Annotated in this window: 19 protein-coding genes; 9 read left to right on the forward strand and 10 right to left on the reverse strand. The window is 66.5% G+C overall.

Annotated elements, in window-relative coordinates; genetic code table 11:
• Positions 1-2 precede the first annotated feature (2 nt).
• On the reverse strand, positions 3-1028 hold the full coding sequence (locus ACIQC0_RS07565) for a YeiH family protein (protein ID WP_377215843.1): 1026 nt from the start codon (positions 1026-1028) through the stop codon (positions 3-5).
• 112 nt (positions 1029-1140) lie between these two features.
• On the opposite strand from ACIQC0_RS07565, the gene ACIQC0_RS07570 reads away from it, so the two are divergent.
• The 3 genes from ACIQC0_RS07570 to ACIQC0_RS07580 all read left to right on the forward strand — a co-directional run bounded on the left by ACIQC0_RS07570 (position 1141) and on the right by ACIQC0_RS07580 (position 4550).
• On the forward strand, positions 1141-2697 hold the full coding sequence (locus ACIQC0_RS07570) for a circularly permuted type 2 ATP-grasp protein (RefSeq protein ID WP_400533866.1): 1557 nt from the start codon (positions 1141-1143) through the stop codon (positions 2695-2697).
• A gap of 78 nt (positions 2698-2775) precedes the next feature.
• Positions 2776-3702 (forward strand): alpha-E domain-containing protein, encoded by a 927-nt coding sequence (locus tag ACIQC0_RS07575; RefSeq protein WP_066275749.1) that lies wholly within the window; start codon positions 2776-2778, stop codon positions 3700-3702.
• The gene (locus ACIQC0_RS07580) at positions 3699-4550 is read left to right on the forward strand and encodes a transglutaminase N-terminal domain-containing protein (RefSeq protein ID WP_377215845.1); all 852 of its coding nucleotides are present in this window, start codon (positions 3699-3701) and stop codon (positions 4548-4550) included. Before ACIQC0_RS07575 ends, ACIQC0_RS07580 begins: the two co-directional genes overlap by 4 nt.
• Positions 4551-4554: 4 nt before the next feature.
• Here the strand turns inward: ACIQC0_RS07580 and ACIQC0_RS07585 are convergent, their stop codons facing one another.
• The 3 genes from ACIQC0_RS07585 to glgC form a co-directional block, all read right to left on the reverse strand.
• Positions 4555-5022 carry a pyridoxamine 5'-phosphate oxidase family protein gene (locus ACIQC0_RS07585; RefSeq protein WP_400533870.1) on the reverse strand — a complete coding sequence of 156 codons (468 nt, stop codon included), beginning with the start codon at positions 5020-5022 and terminating at the stop codon, positions 4555-4557.
• A 19-nt stretch (positions 5023-5041) separates the two neighbouring features.
• Positions 5042-6493, reverse strand: coding sequence for an SDR family NAD(P)-dependent oxidoreductase (locus tag ACIQC0_RS07590; RefSeq protein WP_377215847.1), 1452 nt, complete (start codon positions 6491-6493; stop codon positions 5042-5044).
• 70 nt (positions 6494-6563) lie between these two features.
• Positions 6564-7973: a glucose-1-phosphate adenylyltransferase gene (gene glgC / locus ACIQC0_RS07595; protein WP_377215848.1), complete on the reverse strand. Its 1410-nt coding sequence runs from the start codon at positions 7971-7973 to the stop codon at positions 6564-6566.
• Between the two features lie 101 nt (positions 7974-8074).
• Here glgC and glgA point away from each other — a divergent pair, with 101 nt between their 5' ends.
• Positions 8075-9280, forward strand: coding sequence for a glycogen synthase (gene glgA, locus ACIQC0_RS07600; RefSeq protein ID WP_400533873.1), 1206 nt, complete (start codon positions 8075-8077; stop codon positions 9278-9280).
• An 85-nt stretch (positions 9281-9365) separates the two neighbouring features.
• Here glgA and ACIQC0_RS07605 read toward each other — a convergent pair whose 3' ends face one another.
• On the reverse strand, positions 9366-11486 hold the full coding sequence (locus ACIQC0_RS07605; RefSeq protein WP_400533876.1) for an acyl-CoA dehydrogenase: 2121 nt from the start codon (positions 11484-11486) through the stop codon (positions 9366-9368).
• A gap of 1 nt (position 11487) precedes the next feature.
• On the reverse strand, positions 11488-12222 hold the full coding sequence (locus tag ACIQC0_RS07610) for a TetR/AcrR family transcriptional regulator (RefSeq protein ID WP_400533878.1): 735 nt from the start codon (positions 12220-12222) through the stop codon (positions 11488-11490).
• Positions 12223-12279: 57 nt separating this feature from the next.
• On the opposite strand from ACIQC0_RS07610, the gene ACIQC0_RS07615 reads away from it, so the two are divergent.
• Genes ACIQC0_RS07615 through ACIQC0_RS07625 form a run of 3 tightly spaced genes read left to right on the forward strand, consistent with a single transcriptional unit; the run spans position 12280 to position 15897 of the window.
• Positions 12280-13638 (forward strand): acetyl-CoA C-acetyltransferase, encoded by a 1359-nt coding sequence (locus tag ACIQC0_RS07615; RefSeq protein ID WP_400533881.1) that lies wholly within the window; start codon positions 12280-12282, stop codon positions 13636-13638.
• A 10-nt stretch (positions 13639-13648) separates the two neighbouring features.
• Positions 13649-14989, forward strand: a complete 1341-nt coding sequence (locus tag ACIQC0_RS07620) for a 3-oxoacyl-ACP reductase (protein WP_400533884.1) — start codon at positions 13649-13651, stop codon at positions 14987-14989.
• Positions 14986-15897, forward strand: a complete 912-nt coding sequence (locus ACIQC0_RS07625) for a MaoC family dehydratase (RefSeq protein ID WP_400533887.1) — start codon at positions 14986-14988, stop codon at positions 15895-15897. The genes ACIQC0_RS07620 and ACIQC0_RS07625 overlap by 4 nt, the downstream gene beginning before the upstream one ends.
• A gap of 15 nt (positions 15898-15912) precedes the next feature.
• On the opposite strand, the gene ACIQC0_RS07630 is transcribed toward ACIQC0_RS07625, so the two are convergent.
• The 4 genes from ACIQC0_RS07630 to ACIQC0_RS07645 all read right to left on the reverse strand — a co-directional run bounded on the left by ACIQC0_RS07630 (position 15913) and on the right by ACIQC0_RS07645 (position 19328).
• Positions 15913-16983 carry an aromatic acid exporter family protein gene (locus ACIQC0_RS07630; RefSeq protein ID WP_400533931.1) on the reverse strand — a complete coding sequence of 357 codons (1071 nt, stop codon included), beginning with the start codon at positions 16981-16983 and terminating at the stop codon, positions 15913-15915.
• Positions 16984-17026: 43 nt separating this feature from the next.
• Entirely contained in the window at positions 17027-18118 is a 1092-nt protein-coding gene (locus tag ACIQC0_RS07635) for a glutathione S-transferase family protein (protein WP_400533890.1), read from the reverse strand.
• A 10-nt stretch (positions 18119-18128) separates the two neighbouring features.
• A complete protein-coding gene (locus ACIQC0_RS07640; protein WP_400533893.1) occupies positions 18129-18869 on the reverse strand; it encodes a M50 family metallopeptidase in 741 nt (246 codons plus the stop codon).
• 156 nt (positions 18870-19025) lie between these two features.
• Complete coding sequence (locus tag ACIQC0_RS07645) at positions 19026-19328, reverse strand: DUF4193 domain-containing protein (protein ID WP_377215857.1); 303 nt, start codon at positions 19326-19328, stop codon at positions 19026-19028.
• A 210-nt stretch (positions 19329-19538) separates the two neighbouring features.
• Here ACIQC0_RS07645 and ACIQC0_RS07650 point away from each other — a divergent pair, with 210 nt between their 5' ends.
• Positions 19539-20681, forward strand: coding sequence for a glycosyltransferase family 9 protein (locus ACIQC0_RS07650; RefSeq protein ID WP_400533896.1), 1143 nt, complete (start codon positions 19539-19541; stop codon positions 20679-20681).
• Positions 20678-21610 (forward strand): glycosyltransferase family 9 protein, encoded by a 933-nt coding sequence (locus ACIQC0_RS07655; RefSeq protein WP_400533899.1) that lies wholly within the window; start codon positions 20678-20680, stop codon positions 21608-21610. Before ACIQC0_RS07650 ends, ACIQC0_RS07655 begins: the two co-directional genes overlap by 4 nt.
• Positions 21611-21791 lie beyond the last annotated feature (181 nt).

Below are 21791 nucleotides of genomic sequence, written 5' to 3' on the forward strand. Positions count from 1 at the left end.
GGTCAGGCGGCGATCAGCAGCGCGGCCCCCAGCCCGAGGGCGGCTATGAGCAGCCAGGACGCGAGAGCTGCCAGGAGCGCCCGGCCCCCCGTGTGGAGGAGCGTCCGGATGCGCACGGCGGATCCCAGGCCGAACAGCGCGGCGGCCAGCAGGATGTCCTGTGCCACCGCACCCGCCGCAAGCCAGCTGTCCGGCAGCATACCGGTGGAGCGGAGGGCCACCATGGCCACGAAGCCAACCACGAACAGGGGCACCACCGGCGGCATCCGGCTTCCGGCGGCGGCGGCTCCGGGCGCCGGATTCAGCCGGTGGTGCGCGCCGGCGACCGCGGCCACCGGAGCCAGCAGCAGCACCCGGGTGAGTTTGACGACGACGGCGATCCCCAGGGCCGCGGTCCCCGCGGTTTGCGCCGTGGCCACCACCTGCCCCACGTCGTGGACAGACGCCCCGGCCCAGGCGCCGAAGACCGTGGCGCTGAGGCCCAGGGGGTGCACCAGCAGCGGCAGCACGCCGATGGCCAGCGTCCCGCACAGGGTTACCAGGGCCACCGGCAGCACCGTGTCCGTGTGACGGATCCGCCGCACCGCTGCCACGGCGCCGATCGCGGATGCCCCGCAGATGGAGAACCCGGCGGCCACCAGGAGGGACGTCTCCGCAGGAAGCCGGAAAAGGCGCGCAATCAGGTACGTGCCACCGAACCCGGCAGCCACCACGGCCGCTATCAGCAGCAGGGCCAGCCAGCCGAGTCCCAACACGTCCATGACGCTGACCTTCAAGCCAAGCAGCACGATGCCGGCCCGCATGAGGTGCTTCCCGGCGAAATCCAGGCCGGGGCGCGCCCTGCCCGCGGTCCAGGCCCCCACCGCGGGCAGGTTCGCCGCGAGCACGCCGAGGACCACCGCTGCTGTCATCGCCGGAAGTGCGGGCAGCAGGCCATGGACCAGGAAGGCCGCGGTTACGGCGGCAGCGGAGAAGCCGAGGCCGGAAACCATCCGCCCGGCGGCCGGTAAGCGTCTGCTGAGTGGCACCTGACTACTGTGCCGGATAAGGTCCCTAAAGCACGAACTGCTGCCCGGCTGCCAACACGCCAGAGTGGAGGGCAGTATGAAATCGAACCCAAAAGATGGTTGGCTATTGCGCATGTCAGACCTTTTCCAGGATTACTCCGCGGCCGCGGGCAAGACCGGTGCCTACGACGAGATGTTTGCGCCCGGGCAGCAGCCCCGGGACTCTTACGGGCAGGTTGCGGACGCCCTGAGCAAGCTCTCACTGGCGGACGTGACCGCCCGCGCGGATTCGATGGCGCGCACCTTCCTGGACCGCGGCGTGACCTTCGATTTCGCGGGGGAGGAGCGTCCGTTTCCCCTGGACATTGTGCCGCGCGTCATTCCGGCGTCTGAATGGGATGTCCTGGAGCGCGGCGTGGCGCAGCGTGTGCGCGCGCTGGAGGCCTTCCTCAATGACGTCTACGACAAAATGACGGTAGTGGCCGACGGTGTGATCCCACGCCAGCTGGTGACCACCAGTGCCCACTTCCACCGCCAGGTCCATGGCTTCGAGCCGGCCGGCGGGGTTCGCGTGCACATCTCCGGGATCGACGTGGTCCGGGACGCCGCGGGCACCTTCCGGGTCCTGGAGGACAACGTCCGCGTGCCGTCGGGCGTCAGCTACGTCCTGGAGAACCGGCGCGCCATGGCCAAGGGCCTGCCGGAGGCGTTCGGCCAGCAGCTCATCCGCCCGGTGGAAGAGTATCCGCGCCGGCTCCTGTCGGCCCTGCGGAAGACGGCACCGGCCGGGGTGGACGATCCCACCGTGGTGGTATTGACCCCGGGCGTCTTCAACAGCGCTTATTTCGAGCACACCCTGCTGGCAGGCCTGATGGGCGTCGAACTGGTAGAGGGCCGTGACCTGATCTGCCGTGGGAACCGGGTCTACATGCGCACCACGGCCGGCGAACAGCGCGTGGACGTCATCTACAAGCGCATCGACGATGACTTCCTGGATCCACTACAGTTCCGCTCCGACTCCATGCTGGGGTGCCCGGGCCTTGTCAACGCAGCCCGTGCCGGGGGTGTCACCATTGCCAACGCTGTGGGCAACGGCGTTGCGGACGACAAGCTGGTTTACAGTTACGTTCCTGACCTGATTCGCTACTACCTCAACGAGGAGCCCGTGATCGCGAATGTGGACACGTACCGCCTCGAAGAGAAGGAAGCCCGCGAGTACACCCTGGACAACCTCTCCGAGCTTGTGGTGAAGCCTGTGGACGGCTCCGGCGGCAAGGGCCTGGTGATAGGCCCGGACGCTTCGCCGGAGGAGCTGGAGGCCCTGCGGCAGCGCATCGTGGCCGATCCGCGCGGCTGGATCGCGCAGCCGGTGCTGCAGCTTTCCACGGTCCCCACCCTCAGCGGCGACAAGTTCGGGCCCCGGCACGTCGATCTTCGCCCCTTCGCGGTGAACGACGGCGACAACGTCTGGGTGCTGCCGGGCGGGCTGACGCGGGTAGCCCTGAAGGAGGGCTCGCTGATCGTGAATTCCAGCCAGGGCGGCGGGTCCAAGGACACCTGGGTCCTGGCCGACTCGCCCCAGATGCCGGTGGAGACCGTTCCGCGTCCCTCGGTTACCGTCCGGGAACGGGTCTCGGTGTGGCCGGTGGAGAGCAACTGGCGCGACCGGCAGCCGGAGCAGCAGCAGTGAGCGGCGCAGTCAACCACCGCGCCGCCGTCGTGCCCTTTTTTCTTACCGACTTTTCCCGCGTGCAGGAGGTAGCCGCACATGCTTAGCCGCATCGCCGAATCCCTATTCTGGATTGGCCGGTATGTGGAGCGTGCCGATGGCACGGCCCGCATCCTCGACGTCCACCTGGAACGGCTCAACCACCTGCCCATGGATGAACGAAAGAGCGTTGCCCAGGAACTCCTGGCCGTGATGGGTGCCCGCCCCCAGAGCGAGGACTTCGGCCTGCCCGAGCTGCTGCACGCGCTGGCCTACGACAAGACCAGCGCCACCTCAATCGCCGGCTCCCTCGGGGCCGCCCGGGAGAACGCCCGACGGGCGCGGGAAACCGTGTCGTCCGGACTGTGGGAAAGCCTGAACACCACGTATTACGGCCTCAGCCAGCACCGCAAGGACGTGGTGGGCACGTACCGGTTCTGCAACTGGACGCTGGAACGCACCGCGATGGTCAGCGGCCTGGCGGACACCACGGTCAGCCACGACGAAAGCTGGCTCTTCCTGGTCCTTGGACGTTCCCTGGAGCGCGCCGACATGACGGCGCGCATGCTGTCCACCCGGGATGTCCTGTCCGCGGGTATGTCCTGGGTCAACATGCTCCGGTGCGCCGGTGCCTACGAATCGTTCCTCCGAACGCGCCGCGCGGCGTTCGGGGACCAGCACGCGGCTGAATTCCTGCTGCTGGACCGGCTCTTTCCGCGCTCCATTGTCTACGCCCTGCGTGATGCCGACGAGTGCCTTGCAAAGCTGGACCCGTCAGCGCAGCGGGTGGGCTTCATCAACGACGCCCGCCGCATCGTGGGCCAGGCCCGGACGTTCCTCGAATTCCACCGGACAGACGACCTGATGTCGGAACTGCCCGAGCACATGGAGCGGGTGCAGAAGGCCGTGGCACAGGCATCCGACGCCATTTCCCGTAAGTACTTCAATCAGGCGGACGAACTGGCCTGGGTGGGAGAAGTTTCATGACCCGGCTGAGCATCAACCACCGCACGGCGTACAAGTACAACAAGCGGGTTACCCTGTCCTACAACGAGGCACGGATGACGCCGCTGACCGACTCCCAGCAGGTGGTCCTTGAATCCGTGGTCAAGGTGTCTCCGTCCCAGGCGGCGGTCAGTACCTACCGCGATTACTGGGGCACCCGGGTAACAGCCTTCGACATGCAGATGCCGCACGACCACCTGGAGGTGGTCTCCACGATTCTGGTGGAGGTGCACCGGACCGAAAAGATCCCTTCAGAGGCTGACATCGTCGGCTGGGATGTCCTCGCAGCGCCCGAAACGCTCAGCACGTTCAGCGACTGGCTGCCGCAGTCGCGGCTGAGCGGGCCCGGGGACGAGGTGCTGGGTATCATTCCCACCGTGGTGGCGGGGAAGAACCCGCACGAGGCCGCCCTGGCCGTTTTTGAATGGATGCGCGGGGAAATGACCTACATGTCCGGCTCTACCGCGGTCACCACGAATGCGGAAGAGGCCTGGGGCCAGCGGCAGGGTGTGTGCCAGGACCTTGCCCACCTTGCCATAGGTGCGCTGCGCAGCTGTGGCATCCCGGCACGCTACGTGTCAGGCTACCTGCACCCGCGTTCCAGCGCGGGCATCGGTGAAACTGTAGCCGGCCAGTCGCACGCCTGGCTGGAGTGGTGGGATGGTGACTGGCGCAGCTGGGATCCTACCAACCACAAACCGGCAGGGGACTTCCACGTCACGGTAGCCCGCGGCCGGGATTACCGTGACGTGCCGCCGCTGAAGGGCATCCTCTCCGGCGGAGGAGGTTCCGCCCTCAGCGTCAGCGTGGAAATCACGCAGCTGGCCTGAGTTCCTATTCCTGGGCAGTCTTGATGGCGCCGCTGAGCTGGGTCCACCAGGTCAGCGGCGCTGTGACCTTAAAGCGCCGGCCGGTCAGCGTGGTGGGCGTGATCCGGATGAAGGTGTCTTTGTGGCCGGCCTGCCACGGGAAAAGGTACAGGGCGGCGGTGTCCAGGACGTGCTCGGTACCGGTGACGATTTCGGCGGTTCCCTTGGCCACCACGCTCCAGGCCAGGCCGGTCTGCGCATCCACGCCGTCGGCCTCCACGGCTACCTGCGCGCCGTCCGAGGCTGCAGAGAGCTTGGTGCCTTCGCCGGTGCGGAAGACGAGCGTCCCGCGGTCCACCGTGTAATTGATCGGGAAGATATCCGGGTGGCCGTCCGTCAGGACAGCCAGCCGGCCCACGGAGACCGTGCGCAGCAGTGCCCAGCAATCGTGGTGTTCGAGGTTTTCAACATCGGGGGCTGGCTCTTTGCTCATGCCGTGAGCATACCGCCATTCACCAGGGGCTGGGCTTGTAATCCTTCAGGAAGACGCCGTACTGGTCTTCACCGGCTTCGCCCATGACGATCGGATCGTAAACCCGGGCCGCACCGTCCACCAGGTCCAGGGGAGCGTGGAAGCCCTCCTCCATCAGGCGCACCTTTGTATAGTGCGGGCGCTCGTCCGTGATCCACCCGGTGTCCACGGCGGTCATGAGGATTCCGTCCGTTTCCAGCATCTCCTGGGCGCTGGTGCGCGTCATCATGTTCAGCGCAGCCTTGGCCATGTTGGTGTGCGGGTGCCCGGGGCCCTTGTATGCACGCGAGAACTGGCCTTCCATGGCCGAGACGTTCACGATGTATTTCCGCCGCGCCGTGGACCGTGCCATGGCGCCCCGGAGCCTGCTGACCAGCAAAAAGGGTGCCGTGACGTTGCACAGCTGCACTTCGAGCATTTCCAGCGGATCCACCTGGTCCACTACCTGGGTCCAGCTATTGATGGTGGCAAGGTCCGGAACCAGACCGCCGGCATCGATGGCGGTGCCCGACGCAATCCGTTCGAGCGAGGCGGATCCGGTGGACAGGGCCAGCGACGTAATGGCGTCACCGGCCAGCACGGGGTGCTCGGTCACGCTGCTGGCCAGCGTGAGCGGGTGCTTGTCGTGGGCGTGCCCGAAGGTCACCAGTTCAGGCCCGCCGTTGGCCGCTTCCAGCGCCGCCGGCAGCGGCTCGTCCTCGGCGTCCACCAGGGGCTTGTAGGCGTTGCCGGACCGGCGGACTGTCTGCGCCGCGTTGTTGATGATGATGTCCAGCGGGCCTGCCTCGTTGAGGGAGTCCGTCAGGGCCATGACCTGGGCCGGGTCGCGCAGGTCGATTCCCACGATGCGGAGCCGGTGCAGCCACTCGGCGCTGTCCTCCATGGCCGCGAACCTGCGTGCGGCGTCCTTGGGAAACCGGGTGGTGATGGTGGTGTGGGCACCGTCCCGCAGCAGGCGCAGCGCGATGTACATGCCAATCTTGGCGCGGCCGCCGGTTAGGAGCGCGCGCCTGCCGGTGAGGTCCGTCCTTGCGTCACGCTTGCTATGGCTGAAGGCGGCGCATTCAGGACACAGCTGGTGGTAGAAGGCGTCCACTTGGGTGTAGTGCTGCTTGCAGATGTAGCAGGGCCGGGACCGGATCAGGTGCCCGGCCACCTTTCCCGAGGCTGACGGCGCCAGCTTGTTGCCCCGGGTTTCGTCGTCGATCCGGTCCGGCGCGGCGGTGGCGGTCTGTGCGATGACAGCCCTGTCCGCTTCGGCGATGAGGTCCCGCTTGGTGACCCTGCGGTGGCGCTTGACGGCCTTGAACATCTTTCCCGTGGCACGGCGTACCGCAACGTAATCCGGGTGCTCCTCGTCGTATGCGTGGATGGTGTTCAAGACCTTGAGGCAGGCCTCGATTTCCTCAGGGGTCAGGTCGGGGGAGCTCATTGGACTGATTTTACAGCCTTCGGCGGCAGCCCCGGCCCGGCCCCGCCCCTTGGTCGCCGCCCGAAAGCTGCTAGGACAGCTGTGCCCGGGGAACCGATTCTGCTGCCGCCGATGCATGCGTTCCTGCTGCCCGTTCCACGGAATCGCGCACGTCAGGGTAGTCCGCCGTCGCAGCCTTCACGGCGTTGGGAACCAGGTGCAGGTTGTTGGCTGCGAGCTTCCGTTCCTCTTCGCCGGGCTCCGGGACCTGCTGCCCCTTCGCCAGGACAGTGATGCCCGACTCCGTCACCTTGAAGCCGCGCGCGCGGTCCAGTTCAGGGTCCAGGCCGATGGCCGCCCCCGCGGGGACCCTGACGTTCTTGTCCAGGATCGCGCGGTTGATGACCGCGCCTTCGCCCACGTACACCTTGTCCATCAGGACGGAGTCGATGACCCGGCTGCTGGTCCCCACGAAAACGTCGTTGGACAGTACCGAACCTTCCACCACGCCACCGGAGATGACCACACCGCTGGACACGATTGAATCCAGGGCAGTTCCGATGGTGTTCTTTTGGCCCCGGACGAACTTGGCCGGCGGGGAGATGCTTTGCCGGGTGTAGATGGGCCACTCGGAGTTGTACAGGTTGAACACGGGAAGCGGCGAGATCAGGTCCATGTGGGCGTCATAGAACGAGTCGATGGTTCCCACGTCGCGCCAGTAAGTGCGGTCGCGCTCAGTGGAGCCGGGGATGTCGTTGAGGGTGAAGTCGTAGACGCCGGCCTCGCCCTGGTTCACAAAGTAGGGAATGATGTCCCCGCCCATGTCGTGCTTGGTGTCCAACCGTTCGGCGTCGACGTGCAGCGCGGCCACAAGGGCATCGGCGTCGAACACGTAATTGCCCATGGACGCAAGGAACTGGGACGGATCCGCCGCCAGCCCGGGAGTGCTGTCCGGCTTCTCGACGAAGGCTGCGATTTTCTGCGGGTCGTTCTGGTCCACTTCGATGACGCCGAACTGGTTGGCCATGTGCAGCGGCTGGCGGACAGCGGCCACGGTGGCTTTCGCGCCGCTGCTGACGTGCTGGGCCACCATCTGGGCAAAGTCCATCCGATACACGTGGTCCGCGCCCACCACCACCACGATGTCCGGGTTCGCGTCATGGATCAGGTTCAGCGACTGATAGATGGCGTTCGCGCTGCCCAGGAACCAGCTTTTCCCCACGCGCTGCTGAGCCGGCACGGAGGCGATGTAGTTGCCCAGCTGGGTGGACATCCGCCACGTTTCCGAAATGTGCCGGTCAAGGCTGTGCGACTTGTACTGCGTGAGCACCACGATCTGCAGGTAGCGGGAGTTCACCAGGTTGGACAGCGCAAAGTCGATGAGGCGGTAGCTGCCGGCGAAAGGCACGGCTGGCTTGGCCCGGTCTGCCGTCAATGGCATCAGCCTGTTTCCCTCGCCGCCTGCGAGGACAATGGCCAGGACTTTCTTGTTCAACGGCATAGTGGTCGCTCCTGTACGCCTTCGTATCTCCCCAACAGTCCGGTCTGCCCCGGACTTCTTCACAGTAGAACAGTTCAGCGTGAAGGACTACCTTGGGTCTTGTGCGAATAGACATTGTGACTAAAGAATTCCCGCCGGAGATCTACGGGGGAGCAGGGGTGCACGTCGCCGAGTTGAGCAGGGTGCTTAGTAAGCATGTTGACCTGCAGGTTCGTGCCTTCGGAGCGCCGCGGGATACCGACTATCACGGTGCGGAGGTGACGTCGTATTCGGTCCCGGAGGACCTCGGCTCGGCCAACGCGGCCGTCCAGACCCTGGGCGTGGACCTGCGCATCGTCCCGGACGTCGCCGGCGCGGACCTGGTCCACTCGCACACCTGGTACGCCAACATGGCCGGCCACCTCGCCTCCCTGCTGCACGGCATCCCGCACGTGCTCAGCGCGCACAGCCTGGAGCCGCTCCGGCCTTGGAAAGCCGAGCAGCTGGGCGGGGGCTACGCGCTGTCCTCCTGGGTGGAGAAGACAGCCTACGAAGCCGCCGCCGCGATTATCGCCGTTTCGGAAGGCATGCGCCAGGACATCCTGCGCAGCTACCCGGCAGTTGATCCGCAGAAGGTCCGGGTGGTCCACAACGGCATCGACGTAGAGCTGTGGAAGCGTGATGAGAATGACGACGCCGTCCGCGCCTTCGGCATCGATCCAGCCAAGCCCAGCGTGGTCTTCGTTGGCCGGAACACCCGGCAGAAGGGCGTCCCGTACCTGCTTCGCGCGGCGTCCAGGCTTCCCGCCGACGTTCAGTTGGTTCTCTGCCTCGGAGCTGCGGACACCCCGGAGCTCGCTGCGGAAACGGCCCGCCTCATTGAAGACCTGCAGCGCGAGCGCACCGGGGTGGTGCTGATCGAGCGGATGCTGCCGCGGCACGAACTGATCCAGGTGCTCAGCCATGCGACGGCATTCGCCTGCCCCTCGATCTACGAGCCGCTCGGCATTGTGAACCTTGAAGCCATGGCCTGCGGTGCCGCTGTGGTGGCCAGCGCCACCGGCGGCATTCCGGAAGTAGTGGAGCACGGCCGCACCGGATTGCTCGTGGAACTGGAGCAGGTCACGGACGGTACCGGGACCCCGCTGGATCCGGAGAAGTTCGTGTCAGAGTTCGCGGCTGCGCTGACGGAGGTCGTTTCGGACCCCGACCGCGCCCGCGCCATGGGGGAGGCTGGCCGCCGCCGCGCCGAAGAGCACTTCTCTTGGGAATCCATCACCCAGACCACCCTCGAGGTGTACCGCTCGGTACTTCCTGCAGCCCACTAGCAGCCGTCCAGGGCGGCCACGCACGACGGCGCCGCTCCCCACGTGCGGGGGCGGCGCCGTCGTTCTTTACTTCCTCAAGGTGTCCCTAGTTACGCCGGGTGCGTGCCGCGGCGGGCTTCAGGGATTTTTCATCCGCAGGCCACGAGCCGGTGGCCCGCTGCTCCCGGAAGTAGGTGCGGGCTTCGTCCTGGCGCTGCTTCTCGGCCCCCGTCGCGATGGCGGAGCGGACGTGCTCGTCGCCGTAGCCGAAGGCGTCCACGAGGTCCAGGGCATGCGGCCGGATCCGGGCCAGAAGCCGGTTGATGTAGCCGCCCACCGTGCGGGCGCGCTGCATGGAGAGCCGGCCGTTCATCAGGTACCAGGCAAGGTTCTTCTCGATGAGGGACAGGCCGAACAGGTCCCGCAGCCAGGTCAGGACAACTTTCGTTCCGGGGTCGGCGACCTCGCCCAGGGCGTCGGTGAAGGCTTCCCACTGCAGCAGTTCCGCGTGCGCCTGGGCTGCCTCGATGAGTTCGTTCTGGTGCTGGTTGAATACCGCGGCACCCTGTGCGTGCGACAGCCGGGAGGCTCCCTTGAGCGCCGTGGCCACCTCGGCCACCATGGTCTGGACGCGGTCCGTCAGGAGTGCGCGCTGGCCTTCCTCGTCCCGCAGCGCAATCGCTGCTTTCTGGACTGAGCCGGTGTCGGCCACGAACTGGGCGACCTGGCGCAGGCCGGTGCGGTGCAGGGCCGCGCCCGTGGCCTGTCCCACGACGTAGCGTGCCAGCACTCCGAAGTCAACGCTGCGGAACTCCTTGGCATAGTCCGCCAGGAGGCGTTTGGCCACCAGCTGCAGCAGGACGGTGTTGTCACCTTCAAACGTGGCATAGACGTCCAGGTCGGCACGCAGCGAGGCGAACCGGTTCTCGATGAGGAAGCCGGCCCCGCCACATGCTTCGCGGCATTCCTGCAGGGTATCCAGGGCGTGCCAGGTGCTCAGCGGCTTAAGGGCAGCAGCCAGGGTCTCCAGGTCCTGGCGGTCCTCGTCAGTGTCAGAGGCCCCGGAAAACACGTCGTCGAATTTGGTCAGGAGCTGCTCATGCGCAAACCCGGCCGCGTAGGTGGTGGCGAGGCGCGTGAGCAGGCGCCGCTGGTGCCGCTGGTAATCGAGCAGGACTTCCTCGTCGGTGGCGGAGGACGAGTTGAACTGGCGCCGTTCCGTGCCGTACTGGATGGCCGCTTTGAGCGCCACCTTGGACGCAGCGACGGCTGCGCCGTCCAGTGATACCCGCCCCTGGACCAGCGTTCCCAGCATGGTGAAGAACCTGCGTCCCGGACTGGCGATCGGTGAGCTGTATGTGCCGTCCGGGGCGACGTCGCCATACCTGTTCAGCAGGCTGGTCCGCGGGATCCTGACTCGGGTGAAGTGCAGCCTGCCGTTGTCGATGCCATTGAGTCCACCCTTGATACCGTCGTCCTCGCCCCCGATGCCCGGCAGGAAGTCCCGCGTCTGCGGGTCCCGCAGTTCCACGTAGAAGGCGTGCACTCCGTGGTTGACTCCCCGGGTCACCAGCTGGGCGAAGACCACCGCGGCCAGACCGTCCACGGCCGCGTTGCCGATGTAGTCCTTCCACGCCGCGCGGAACGGTGTGTGGATTTCAAATTCCTCAGTGTCCGGGTCATAAGTGGCGGTGGTGGCGATGCTGGCAACGTCCGAACCGTGCCCGGTCTCGGTCATGGCGAAGCAGCCCGGGATGTCCAGGGCCATAATGCCCGGCAGCCACTTGGCGTGGTGTTCAGCAGTGCCCAGGTGCAGAACTGCGGAGCCGAACAGGCCCCACTGCACGCCAGCCTTGATCTGTAGCGACGGGTCCGCCACGACCAGCTCTTCGAAACCCGCAATGTTGCCGCCGTGGTCGTTGGTTCCGCCGAGCTCCTCGGGGAAGGCGCGGTGGACGGCGTTGTGGTCCACCAGCAACTTAAGCTGCCCGGTGACGCGCGCCCGGTGGTCCGTGTGTGTCAGTCCTTCGATCTTTCGCAGCTCCGGGTACGCGGCAATGCTGCGCGCCTGTAGGCGCACGCCCGACCACCGGCCCAGCAACTGCTTGCCCAAGGCTTCCACGTTGACGGCGGCGTGCCCGCCGGAGGGTCCTGCGCCGGGCCCGGGCTGCGTCGCCTGGTCCTGGCGCTGGTTGCCGCGCGCGGCGCGGTCCACGAGTTCAGTCATGTCATTGTCCTTCGTTGGTGCTGACAGATTGTTTGATGCTGGAAAATTGCCTGCCGGCGGACTGGCTGAGTTCAGGGGCGATCCCTACGCAAAGCCACGCCGTAATGAGCCGCGCCATCGCCTCCTGGCCGGGTTTGGCAGGCGAGTCCGGTGTGTTCAGCCATTGCTCGCCGGCGTTGCGGACCAGCCCGATCGCCGCCTTGGGCCAATAGCCGATCACCGCTTCGTTGCCGCCGCCCAGATGTGAACGCATAGGTGCGGCTATCATTTCGGCCACGGCTTCGAAGAAGTGCCCCAGCGCGCCCGAATCGGTGGCGGACGCCGCTGCGCCGTCGGGCTCAGTGGCTCCGTGACGCGTAACGAATGTGTAGACGTTAGGGCTCGTGGCTGCCATCTGGAGGTATGCCGCCACCATGGCCAGCAGGCCTTCACGCGGTGTCTGGGCGGTCTGGGCAGCCTCCCGGATCCGGCGCTGCATCTGGTCCAGGACAACTTCGCCAACCGCCTGCTGGAGCCCGGCCTTGTCGCCGAAGTACCGGTAGAACACCGATTTTGACGTTCCAGCGGCACCCGCGATGTCTTCCATGTTCGCGTCGCTGCCCAAAGCGTGGACGGCGCGGCGTGCAGCCTTGATGAGCTCGCGCCGCCGTTCCTCACGGTGCGACTGCCAGCGCGATGAGCGGCCGTCTGTGGCCGCGCCGGAGGAAAGCCCACTTGCCGGGTCCTGGATGTTCACGATACCCAGCGTATCAGGTACGCTGGGTATCGGTAATCGTTGATCAGAGGAGATCCCATGCCCGTAGAAGGACAGCCCCCCGCCGAAGCCGCCGCGCCGGGCGGCCAGCCTGTTGCCCCTTCCACCCGCAAAGCGGTGGTCATCGGGGCCAACCGCATTCCGTTCGCCCGTTCCGGCGGCGCATATGCCAAGTCATCCAACCTGGACATGCTCACCGCAGCGCTGGACGGACTGATTGCCCGGTTCGGCCTGCAGGACGAGCGCATCGGCGAAGTCGCCGCGGGTGCCGTACTCAAGCATTCCCGGGACTTCAACCTCACCCGTGAGGCCGTCCTCGCGTCGGCGCTGTCGCCGGAGACTCCGGCCTACGACCTCCAGCAGGCCTGTGCCACCGGACTCGAAACAGTGGTTGGCCTCTCCAACAAGATCAAGCTGGGGCAGATTAATTCGGGGATCGCCGGCGGCGTGGACTCCGCCTCAGACGCCCCCATCGTGGTGAGCGAGGGCCTGCGGGAGGTGGTCCTGGACCTGAACCGTGCTAAGACCCTGGGCCAGCGCCTGCAGGCCATCAGCCGGCTGCGCCCCAAGGATCTTGCTCCGTTGGCACCCGGAACGGCAGAACCACGTACCGGCCTCTCCATGGGGGAGCACCAGGCGTTGACCACAGCCCAGTGGAAGATCACGCGGGAGGCACAGGACGAACTGGCCTACAGCAGCCACCGCAACCTCGCCGCCGCCTACGACTCAGGCTTTTTTGACGACCTCGTCACGCCGTACCGCGGCCTGGCCCGAGACAGCAACCTGCGCGCGGACACGTCCCTGGAAAAACTGGCCACCCTCAAACCGGTCTTTGGTCGGAACCTCGGCATGGACGCCACTATGACGGCCGGAAATTCCACCCCGCTGACGGACGGTGCTTCCGTGGTCCTGCTGGGTTCCGAGGAGTGGGCCGATTCCCACGACCTGCCCAAGCTGGCAGCAGTGGTGGACGCGGAAGCCGCCGCAGTGGACTTCGTCCATGGCAAGGACGGACTCCTCATGGCACCTGTCTTCGCAGTGCCCCGCCTGCTGGCCCGCCATGGACTCACCCTCGAGGACATCGACTATTTCGAAATCCACGAGGCCTTCGCTGCTACGGTTCTCAGCACCCTGGCAGCGTGGGAGGACGACGAGTTCTGCCGCACCCGCCTGGGGCTTGACGCTGCCCTCGGCAGCATCGACAGGAGCCGCTTGAACGTGAACGGCTCCTCCTTGGCCGCCGGCCACCCCTTCGCAGCCACCGGCGGACGGATCGTCGGGTCGCTGGCGAAAATGCTGCACGCCAAGGCGTCCGACGGCGGTCGTCCCGTCCGCGGCCTGGTGTCCGTCTGCGCTGCGGGCGGACAAGGCGTGGTCGCTATCCTCGAATCACTGTAGGAAGGCAGCCGTGACAGACACTTACGCACAACTGGTCAAAAAAGGCCCGGCGAAGAGGCTCGCCAGGAAGCTGGGCCTCCCGCAGCCGGCGGCGCTCCGCCGCTATGAGCCCGGACAGCCTCTGGTGACCGGCCCCGTCCTGGTTCAGGGCAGCTCGTCCGGCGCCGACGACCTTGCTGCCGCGCTGCTCGGCTGGGACCTGGACGTCCGGCGCCACGCCGTTCCCCGGGAGAAACTCGCTGCCATCATCCTGGTCCTGGACGCTGTTTCCCGTCCGGAGGACCTGGAAACGCCGGTCTTGGCGGCAGCGGCCTCACTGCGGGACCTCGCGCCGGGAGGCCGCGTCATCACAATCTCGCGACCGGCATTGGACGCTGAATCCCCGGCTGCCGCCGCTGCGCGCCAGGGCGTGGATGGGCTGCTTCGCTCCCTGGCAAAGGAACTCAGGGCTGGTGCTACGGGGAACGGAATCCTGCTGGCCGGGGCAGCCGCCCCGGCGAGCCCCGGTGCGCTGGCAGCCTTGCAGTTCTTGCTCTCAGCGAGGTCGGCCTTCGTCGACGGGCAGTTCCTGACCGTCGGTGCCGGAGACGACGTGCCCACCGGAAACGTCGACAAACCGCTCGCCGGTAAGACGGCCGTGGTCACCGGCGCCGCTCGCGGGATTGGCGCTGCCATAGCCCGGATCCTCCACCGGGACGGCGCAACCCTGGTCCTGGTGGATGTCCCTGCCGCCGGCGACCACCTCGCTGCCGTGGCCAACGAGGTCCGCGGAACCGCACTCCAGCTGGACATCAGCACAGAGGACGCGGGGCGACGGATCATCAGCCACGCCCTGCAGCGCCACGGGAGCCTCGACATCATGGTCCACAATGCAGGTATTACGCGGGACAGGCTCCTGGCCAACATGGACCACGCACGTTGGAGCTCGGTGATCAACATCAACATCGCGGCCCAGCTCCGTATTAACGATGCCGTTCTTGCTGATGACCGCCTGGCTACGGCGCCGAGGATCGTCTCTGTTTCCTCCACCAGTGGCATTGCCGGGAACCGCGGACAAACCAACTATGCGGCGTCCAAGGCAGGAGTCATCGGGATGGTGCGGGCAACAGCGCCTCTGGCAGCGGCCAAGGGAGGAGCAGTGAATGCCGTGGCTCCGGGCTTTATCGAAACCGACATGACGGCCCGGATTCCGTTCGCCGTGCGGGAAGTTGCCCGGCGCCTGAACTCGCTGCAGCAGGGGGGCCTGCCGGTAGACGTGGCAGAAACTATCGCGTTCCTGGCAAGTGACGCGGCCGGAGGCATCAACGGCGAGGTAGTGCGGGTGTGCGGACAGAACCTGGTGGGCGCGTGAGTACGGTGCAGCCGGTGATCCTGGGGGAGATGCCGTCACTGTCCAAGCTCTACGTCAATGCAGCGGCCCAGGCCGCGCGGCGGCGCCTGCTGGGGACACACGACGCGGCGGACCTTCCCGCTGCCGGACATGAAGTCCGGGACGTCACCGTGGATGTCGCCAACCTCACCGCCTACCAGCACCTGGTGGGCGAGACGGCAAGCGACGTCCTTCCGGCCGGTTTCCTCCACGCGCTGGCGTTTCCCGTGGCCATGAGTGTCATGAACCGTGACGACTTCCCGCTGCCCCTGCTCGGGATGATCCACCTGCGCAACACGGTGGAGCAACGGGCTCCAGTGCTGTTCACCGACGTCCTGGACATCGCGGCGTCGGTGGCACACCTGCGTGGCCACCGGGCCGGGACGCAGATTGATGTCATCGCTGAGGTGCGGCTGTCAGGAGCCTCCCTACCCTGCTGGCGGGGGGTTTCCACCTACCTGGCCAAGGGCGTGTTCCTGCCGGGCATCGACAAACCCACGGCTCCGGTCCAGCGGCAGGACTTTACAGCACCGGACCCTACAGGTGTATGGCAGCTCGGGGTGGATACCGGCCGCGCCTACGCGGCGGTGTCCGGCGACTTCAACCCCATTCATCTCAGCGCCCTCTCAGCCAAGGCACTAGGCATGCGCCGGTCGATTGCCCACGGCATGTACCTGGCCTCGAGGGCGCTGGCCGACGTCGGTCCGGTGCGGGGCGACTCCTTTACCTGGGATGTCGCGTTTGATGCCCCGGTTTTTCTGCCGTCCCGGGTGGCGCTGGAGATCAACACAGCGCAGGACGCCGCCGGAAGCTGGAAGCGTTCGGACTTCGTCGCCTGGCATCCGAGGACCGGCCGCCGGCATTTCAGCGGCTCAGTGTCAGGACTTTAGAGCCGTTGACCCGGTTTACACCGCTGGCTGGGTTTCATCCGGGGTCTGCAGCGCGCGCAGGATGCGGTGCAGGCTGAGGATGATGGATTCGGAGGCGGGAACACCCCGCTCGTCCGGCGCGCGTTCGGCGGTGGTAGCCACGCAGGCTTCCACCGCCGCCAATGCGGACCTGTAGGACTCGTGGTGGAGCTTCTCGTCCGGCTCGTTGTACGCCTTGAGCAATTCGCCGGTTGCCGCCATGGCGCCGGCCAGCGGAGCAGTGTCCTGTTCCGGAAGCACATAAGGGACATCGCTCTCCCAGATCACGTCGGAGAGGACGTCTGTAATGTCCTGGATGTGGAAGGTGACCCTTTCCAGCTCGCGCAGGTTTCGGTAGTCGCGGTCAATGTCCCGCGGGTGCAGTTTGCGGCGCGGATTGGCCCGGCGGCTGGCGTCCGCCTCCTTGACCAGGTGCCGCACTGACCTCGCCGCCCCGGAAAGATCGTCCGAACGTCGGGACCACTCCTCATGTTCGGGAGGCCACTTTTCCTTGACAGCTTCTGCCATGTCGGTCAGCTGGGTACCGAGGGCAACGCGCAGGTCTTCGATGCTCGCCGCGGCAGCCTCGAGGTGGAGCGGCGGGAAGATCAGGAAGTTGACCGCGATCCCCACTAAAACCCCCACGCCCATCTGCACGAGGTACCCGAACGAATAGTCGTCGGCGTTGTTGCCGCCGACAAGCAAAACCAGCAGCGCCGCCGTCGGAATCCAATCGCTGCCGGAGCCGATCTTCGGCAGCCCTCCGAGCAGTACCCCGGCACCCATGAAAATCGCCACGGTCAGCGGCGACGGATCCGTAATGTTCACCAGGAGGAAGGCCAGGCCGATGCCCATGGAAAGGCCCACCAGTGTCTGTGCGCCTTGCCGGACCGAGCCCGCCACGTTGTGGTACATCGCCACCAGGGCTCCCAAGGGAGCGTAATACGGGTACTCGGCAGCCGTTCCCGGCATGAACGGCGCGATCGCAAAGGCGATGCCCGCCGCGATGGCGGCTTTGGCAGCCAACTGGAGCCGCTGGACGGCGAAAGCTGCCGACAGCCCGGCCAGCGCCTCTTTCAGGAGCCAGGCAGTCCGCGCCTCACGGCGGGCATCAGGCCGCGGCACTGTGGCCTGCTGCCACTTCTTCGCCCGGCCGCACTGGCCCCGGCGGTGTGCCGTCACCGAATGGCCGGCCGCCGAGGGACTCACGTCCGTGGTCCTCGAGCCAGCCGGACAGGTCAGGACCCGCGGGCACGATCCCGGTGGGGTTGATGTCCTCGTGGACGAGGTAATAGTGCTGCTTGATCTGGACGAAATCAATGGTGTCGCCGAAACCCGGCGTCTGGAACAGGTCACGGGCGTAAGCCCAAAGTGCCGGCATCTCGGAAAGCTTCTGCCGGTTGCACTTGAAGTGGCCGTGGTAGACGGCGTCGAACCGGGCGAGCGTAGTGAAGAGGCGAACATCGGCTTCGGTGATGGTGTCACCTACCAGGTAGCGCTGCCGGGAAAGACGGTTCTCGAGCCAGTCGAGCGCCGTCCAGAGCCTGGCATAGGCTGCCTCGTAAGCCTCCTGCGAGCCCGCAAATCCGCACCGGTAGACACCGTTGTTGACCTCCGTGAAGACCCGCCGGTTCACCTGGTCAATTTCTTCCCTGTGGTGTTCCGGGTAGAGGTCCGGCGCGCCGGGACGGTGGAACTCCGTCCACTCCGTGGTGAAATCCAGCGTGATCCGGGGGAAGTTGTTGGTGACCACCTCGCCGCTGGGAACATCCACGACGGCGGGGACGGTGATGCCGCGCGGATAGCCCGGGAACCTCCGGAAGTATGCTTCCTGCAGGCGTTCAATGCCCAGGACCGGATCCAGTCCGCCGGGGTCGAGGTCGAAGGTCCAGGACCGGGCATCATGGGTGGGCCCGGGCTGGCCCAGTGAGATGGCGTCTTCGAGGCCCAACAGGCGGCGGACTATGACGGTGCGGTTTGCCCAGGGACATGCCCGCGCAGCCACGAGGCGGTATCGGCCGGCCTCCACAGGCCAGCCTGGTTCACCGTTGTCGCCGGGCCTGCCGTCCCTGGTGATCCGGTCCTCGATGTAGTTCGTGTCACGGGTGAACTCGGCACCGCCGGTGACGTAGGCGCCGCGCGTGCTGTATTCCCCCGGTGCTGCTGTGCCGCCCTGCCGGGTTATTTCGCTCTGCTGGTTCATGCCCTCCAGCCTAAGCGCCGCCCGGCATAATGAGCGATACCTGCTGCCACGCTGCCAGCCACGCACTGGCCACCACTCCACTGAAGAGGATGATCCAGACGAACGACGGTACGGCCGTAGCCCGGAAGAGCAAGTAGGCGTCCGAAGTCGCCAGCCTGTCCCGCCGGCGCAAGTGTACGTGCACGAGTTTGGCAAGGTCCCGGACGGCAGCGACCAGCAGTGCTGCGCCAAGGGCAACTGCTATCTGGCCCTGGATCGGTGAAGGCACCAGCAGGACCAGTCCGGCGCAACCGGCGATGGCGGAACCGGTGACGAGGAACCCGGCCAGGTTGCGCAGGAACACCAGGGACGCCGCCATGAACAGCGCTGAAACGGCAAGGGCGGCGGGACCCCAACCGTTCAGTCCTGCCCAGACCAGCGACGCACCCACGATGGCTGGCACAGGATAGCCCCAGAAACAGGACCAGGCAGTCGCGATCCTCCTGCGGCTGTAGGTGGTGGTGGTCCCGGAGTGATCCAGCCGCAGGCGTATCCCGGACAGGCGCTGGCCCGAGGTAACCGCAGCGAATGCATGACCAAGCTCGTGGGTGACCGTCGCGAGGAGGCCGAACCAGCGCCATGACCAGCGGGGGATCGCCAGGCCCGCGGCCCCGGCCACCACCACCAGCAGCTGAAGCGGGCTGATTTCCGGAGGTGCGGTACGGGACACCAGGTCCGCGCCCTGGGCCAGGAGGTCGCCGTAAGCGTTCATCGGAGCCTTTCGCGGGCCGCTCTATTTAGCGGTAACGGCTGAATCTGCCGCGGCCATTAAGGCGCCCTTAAAGCCGAAAGGCACGCCGGAGGACGGGCGTGCCTTTGCCCGATAGGGGCGGCAGTCGGCGGACGGATGCCCGTCTGGGTCAGAACGTCAGCCCTCACACTCGGTGCAGTAGCTGTGGCCGTTCTTCTGCTTGGCGATCTGGGAGCGGTGGCGTACCAGGAAGCAGGAGTAGCAGGTGAACTCGTCCTCGGCCTGCGGGATGACCTGTACTACAAGCTCTTCGGCAACGAACTCGCCGCCGGGAACACCGGCACCGTCCAGTCCGTCCGCCTCGTCGAGTTCCAGGACCACGCTGCGGGCATCCGGAGCGTTGGCAGACTGGAGCTGCTCGAGGGAGTTGTCCTGCGATTCCTTGACGTCGGAACGCAGCTCATCATAATCGGTTGCCACTTTGGGTGCTTCTCTTTTCTTTGGTTCGTCTGTCGCGTATGAAACGTACAGCATCAAGCTGGTATTCCCCAAGAGGCGCAGTATATTCGCCGCCGGCATGGGTAGGGAGCCAGAAGAAACACGGCGGCGGGCGCAGTCTCTGCGCGCCGTCCATCGTAGCCGGAGGCCAGGGCGAAACCCAGGTCCCGCATCCACCCGAGGGGAGTCTAATTGGACCAGCTCACGGCTGAATTCGGCGGCGCACGCCGCGTCGGTACGGGTGTTGGGCCCGTGCTGGAGAAGTTCAGCGGCGTCCACAGGATCGCAGTCCTGCGGGGCGGCGGACTGGGCGACCTGATGTTCGCTCTGCCCGCGGTCAGCGCCCTGGCAGCGGCCTATCCTGAGGCAGAAATCACATTGCTCGGTACGCCGGTCCACCAGGACATCCTGGCTGTCACGGACAGTCCAGTAAGCCGGGTGGAGATCCTGCCGCATGCTGAGGGCGTGCGGCCGGGTGAGGAGGACCAGGCAGCCGTGGATGCCTTCTTCACACGGATGCGGAGTATGGGCCTGGACCTCGCTGTGCAGCTCCATGGCGGGGGACGATACTCCAACCCCTTCCTGCTACGCCTGGGTGCGCGGCACACCGTGGGCACGAGGACGCCGGACGCGGCACATCTGGAGCGCAGCATCCCATACCTCTACTACCAGCATGAACCGCTGCGCGCCCTGGAGGTGGCGGGGTTCGCCGGCGCCTATCCCCGCGACCTCGAGGCGCGGCTGGTGCCAGTGAAGCAGACAGACTACAACGCTTCAACGGACGACGGCGGTGGCGCACCCCTGGTGGTGATCCATCCGGGAGCAACAGACCCACGGCGACGCTGGCCGGCCGCTCGTTTCGCCGACCTTGCGGAGGCATGCGTCGCCGAAGGATTCCGGGTTTCCGTGGTGGGGGACCAAAGTGAGCAGTCACTGGCGGCGGAGATCGCCGCGGGAGCAAGTTCCGGCCGCGTCCGGTCCGTGGCGGGGTCCCTGGACATGGCGCAGCTCGTCGCGTTGCTGGCCTCGGCGTCGGTGGTCGTAGGCAATGACAGCGGGCCGCGGCACCTCGCACAGGCACTGGGAGTTCCGACTGTCGGCATCTACTGGGCGGGGAACATCATTAACGCCGGCCCGCTCGGCAGAAGCCATCACCGCCTGCACGCGTCGTGGGCAACGTCGTGCCCTGTCTGCGGTATAGACGTCACGCAGGTGGGATGGACTGCGCCGAGGTGTCCGCACGATGCATCGCTCGTGGAGGGCGTTCCGGTGGCCGGCGTCCTCGATGACGTCCTCAGCCTGGCAGCTGCCGGCCGAACCGGAGGCCGGGCATGAGCAGGGACAGCCGGCCGGAACTTCTCGTTCTCCGGGCATTGAAGCTGGGGGACCTGCTGGTGGCCGTACCGGCCCTGAAAGGGCTGCGGCGTGCGTTTCCCGGGCACCGGCTAATGTATGCCGCACAAGGCTGGCTTGCGGAGGCACTGGAGCTGGTCGGCGGGTTTGAGCTGCTGCCAACCCAGGGCCTCGACCAGCCTTTGGCCAAGGACCCGGGCTCCGTGGATGTCGCCGTCAACCTGCACGGCGGCGGACCCGAGAGCCGGGCCAGGATTGCAGCACTGAAGGCAAACCGCACCATCGGTCATGCAGGCCATCTCGTGGACGGACCGTCGTGGCGGGCGGATCTGCACGAACGGGAACGCTGGGTACGGTTGCTGGAGTGGCACGGGATTGCTGCCGATTCGGAGGATGTGTCGATTTCCCCGCCCAAGGTCGCAAGTCCGGCTCCAGGAGCAGCCGTCCTGCATGTGGGTGCAGCCTATGGCAGTCGGCTGTGGCCGGCGGAGCGATTCGCGGAGGTGGCGCGGGTCCTGGCCGCTGGAGGCCGCCGGGTGGTCTTCACCGGGGGAGTGGCGGAAACCGCGCGGGCCACAGAAGTGTGCCTCCTCGCCGGCCTGCCGGCCGAATCCATGCTCGCCGGAAGGCTGGGACTTGGTGCCTTTGCCGCAGCTGTGGCGGAGGCCGCCGTCGTCGTTTCTGCCGATACCGGCGCCGCGCACCTGGCCTCGGCGTACGGGACCCCGTCCGTGGTTCTATTCGGTCCGGCACCGCCGGAGATCTGGGGGCCGCCGCCTGGTCCCCACGTGGTGCTCACGCGCCCGGAGCTTCGGCGCGGTGATGCCTTCGCCGGTGATCCCGATCCCGCCCTGCTGGGCGTCCAGGTCGCCGACGTGCTCGCAGCGCTGCGCGGACTGGGCGTGCTCTGAGAAGAAAGACCGGGTTAAAGCAAAAATCACCCCGGTCAGAAGACCGGGGTGATTCGCGATGAAGGAATTCATCATGTGTGCGCGGAGGGGTGTCTAGTTTCACGACATAGTTCTCACATGAGTCGGGACATCGTTCCCAGTTGATGCTTCACCGGTGAGTCGGGACATCGTTCACACCCTG

The sequence above is a fragment of the Pseudarthrobacter sp. NPDC092419 genome, from assembly GCF_044755045.1.
GTDB lineage: Bacteria > Actinomycetota > Actinomycetes > Actinomycetales > Micrococcaceae > Arthrobacter.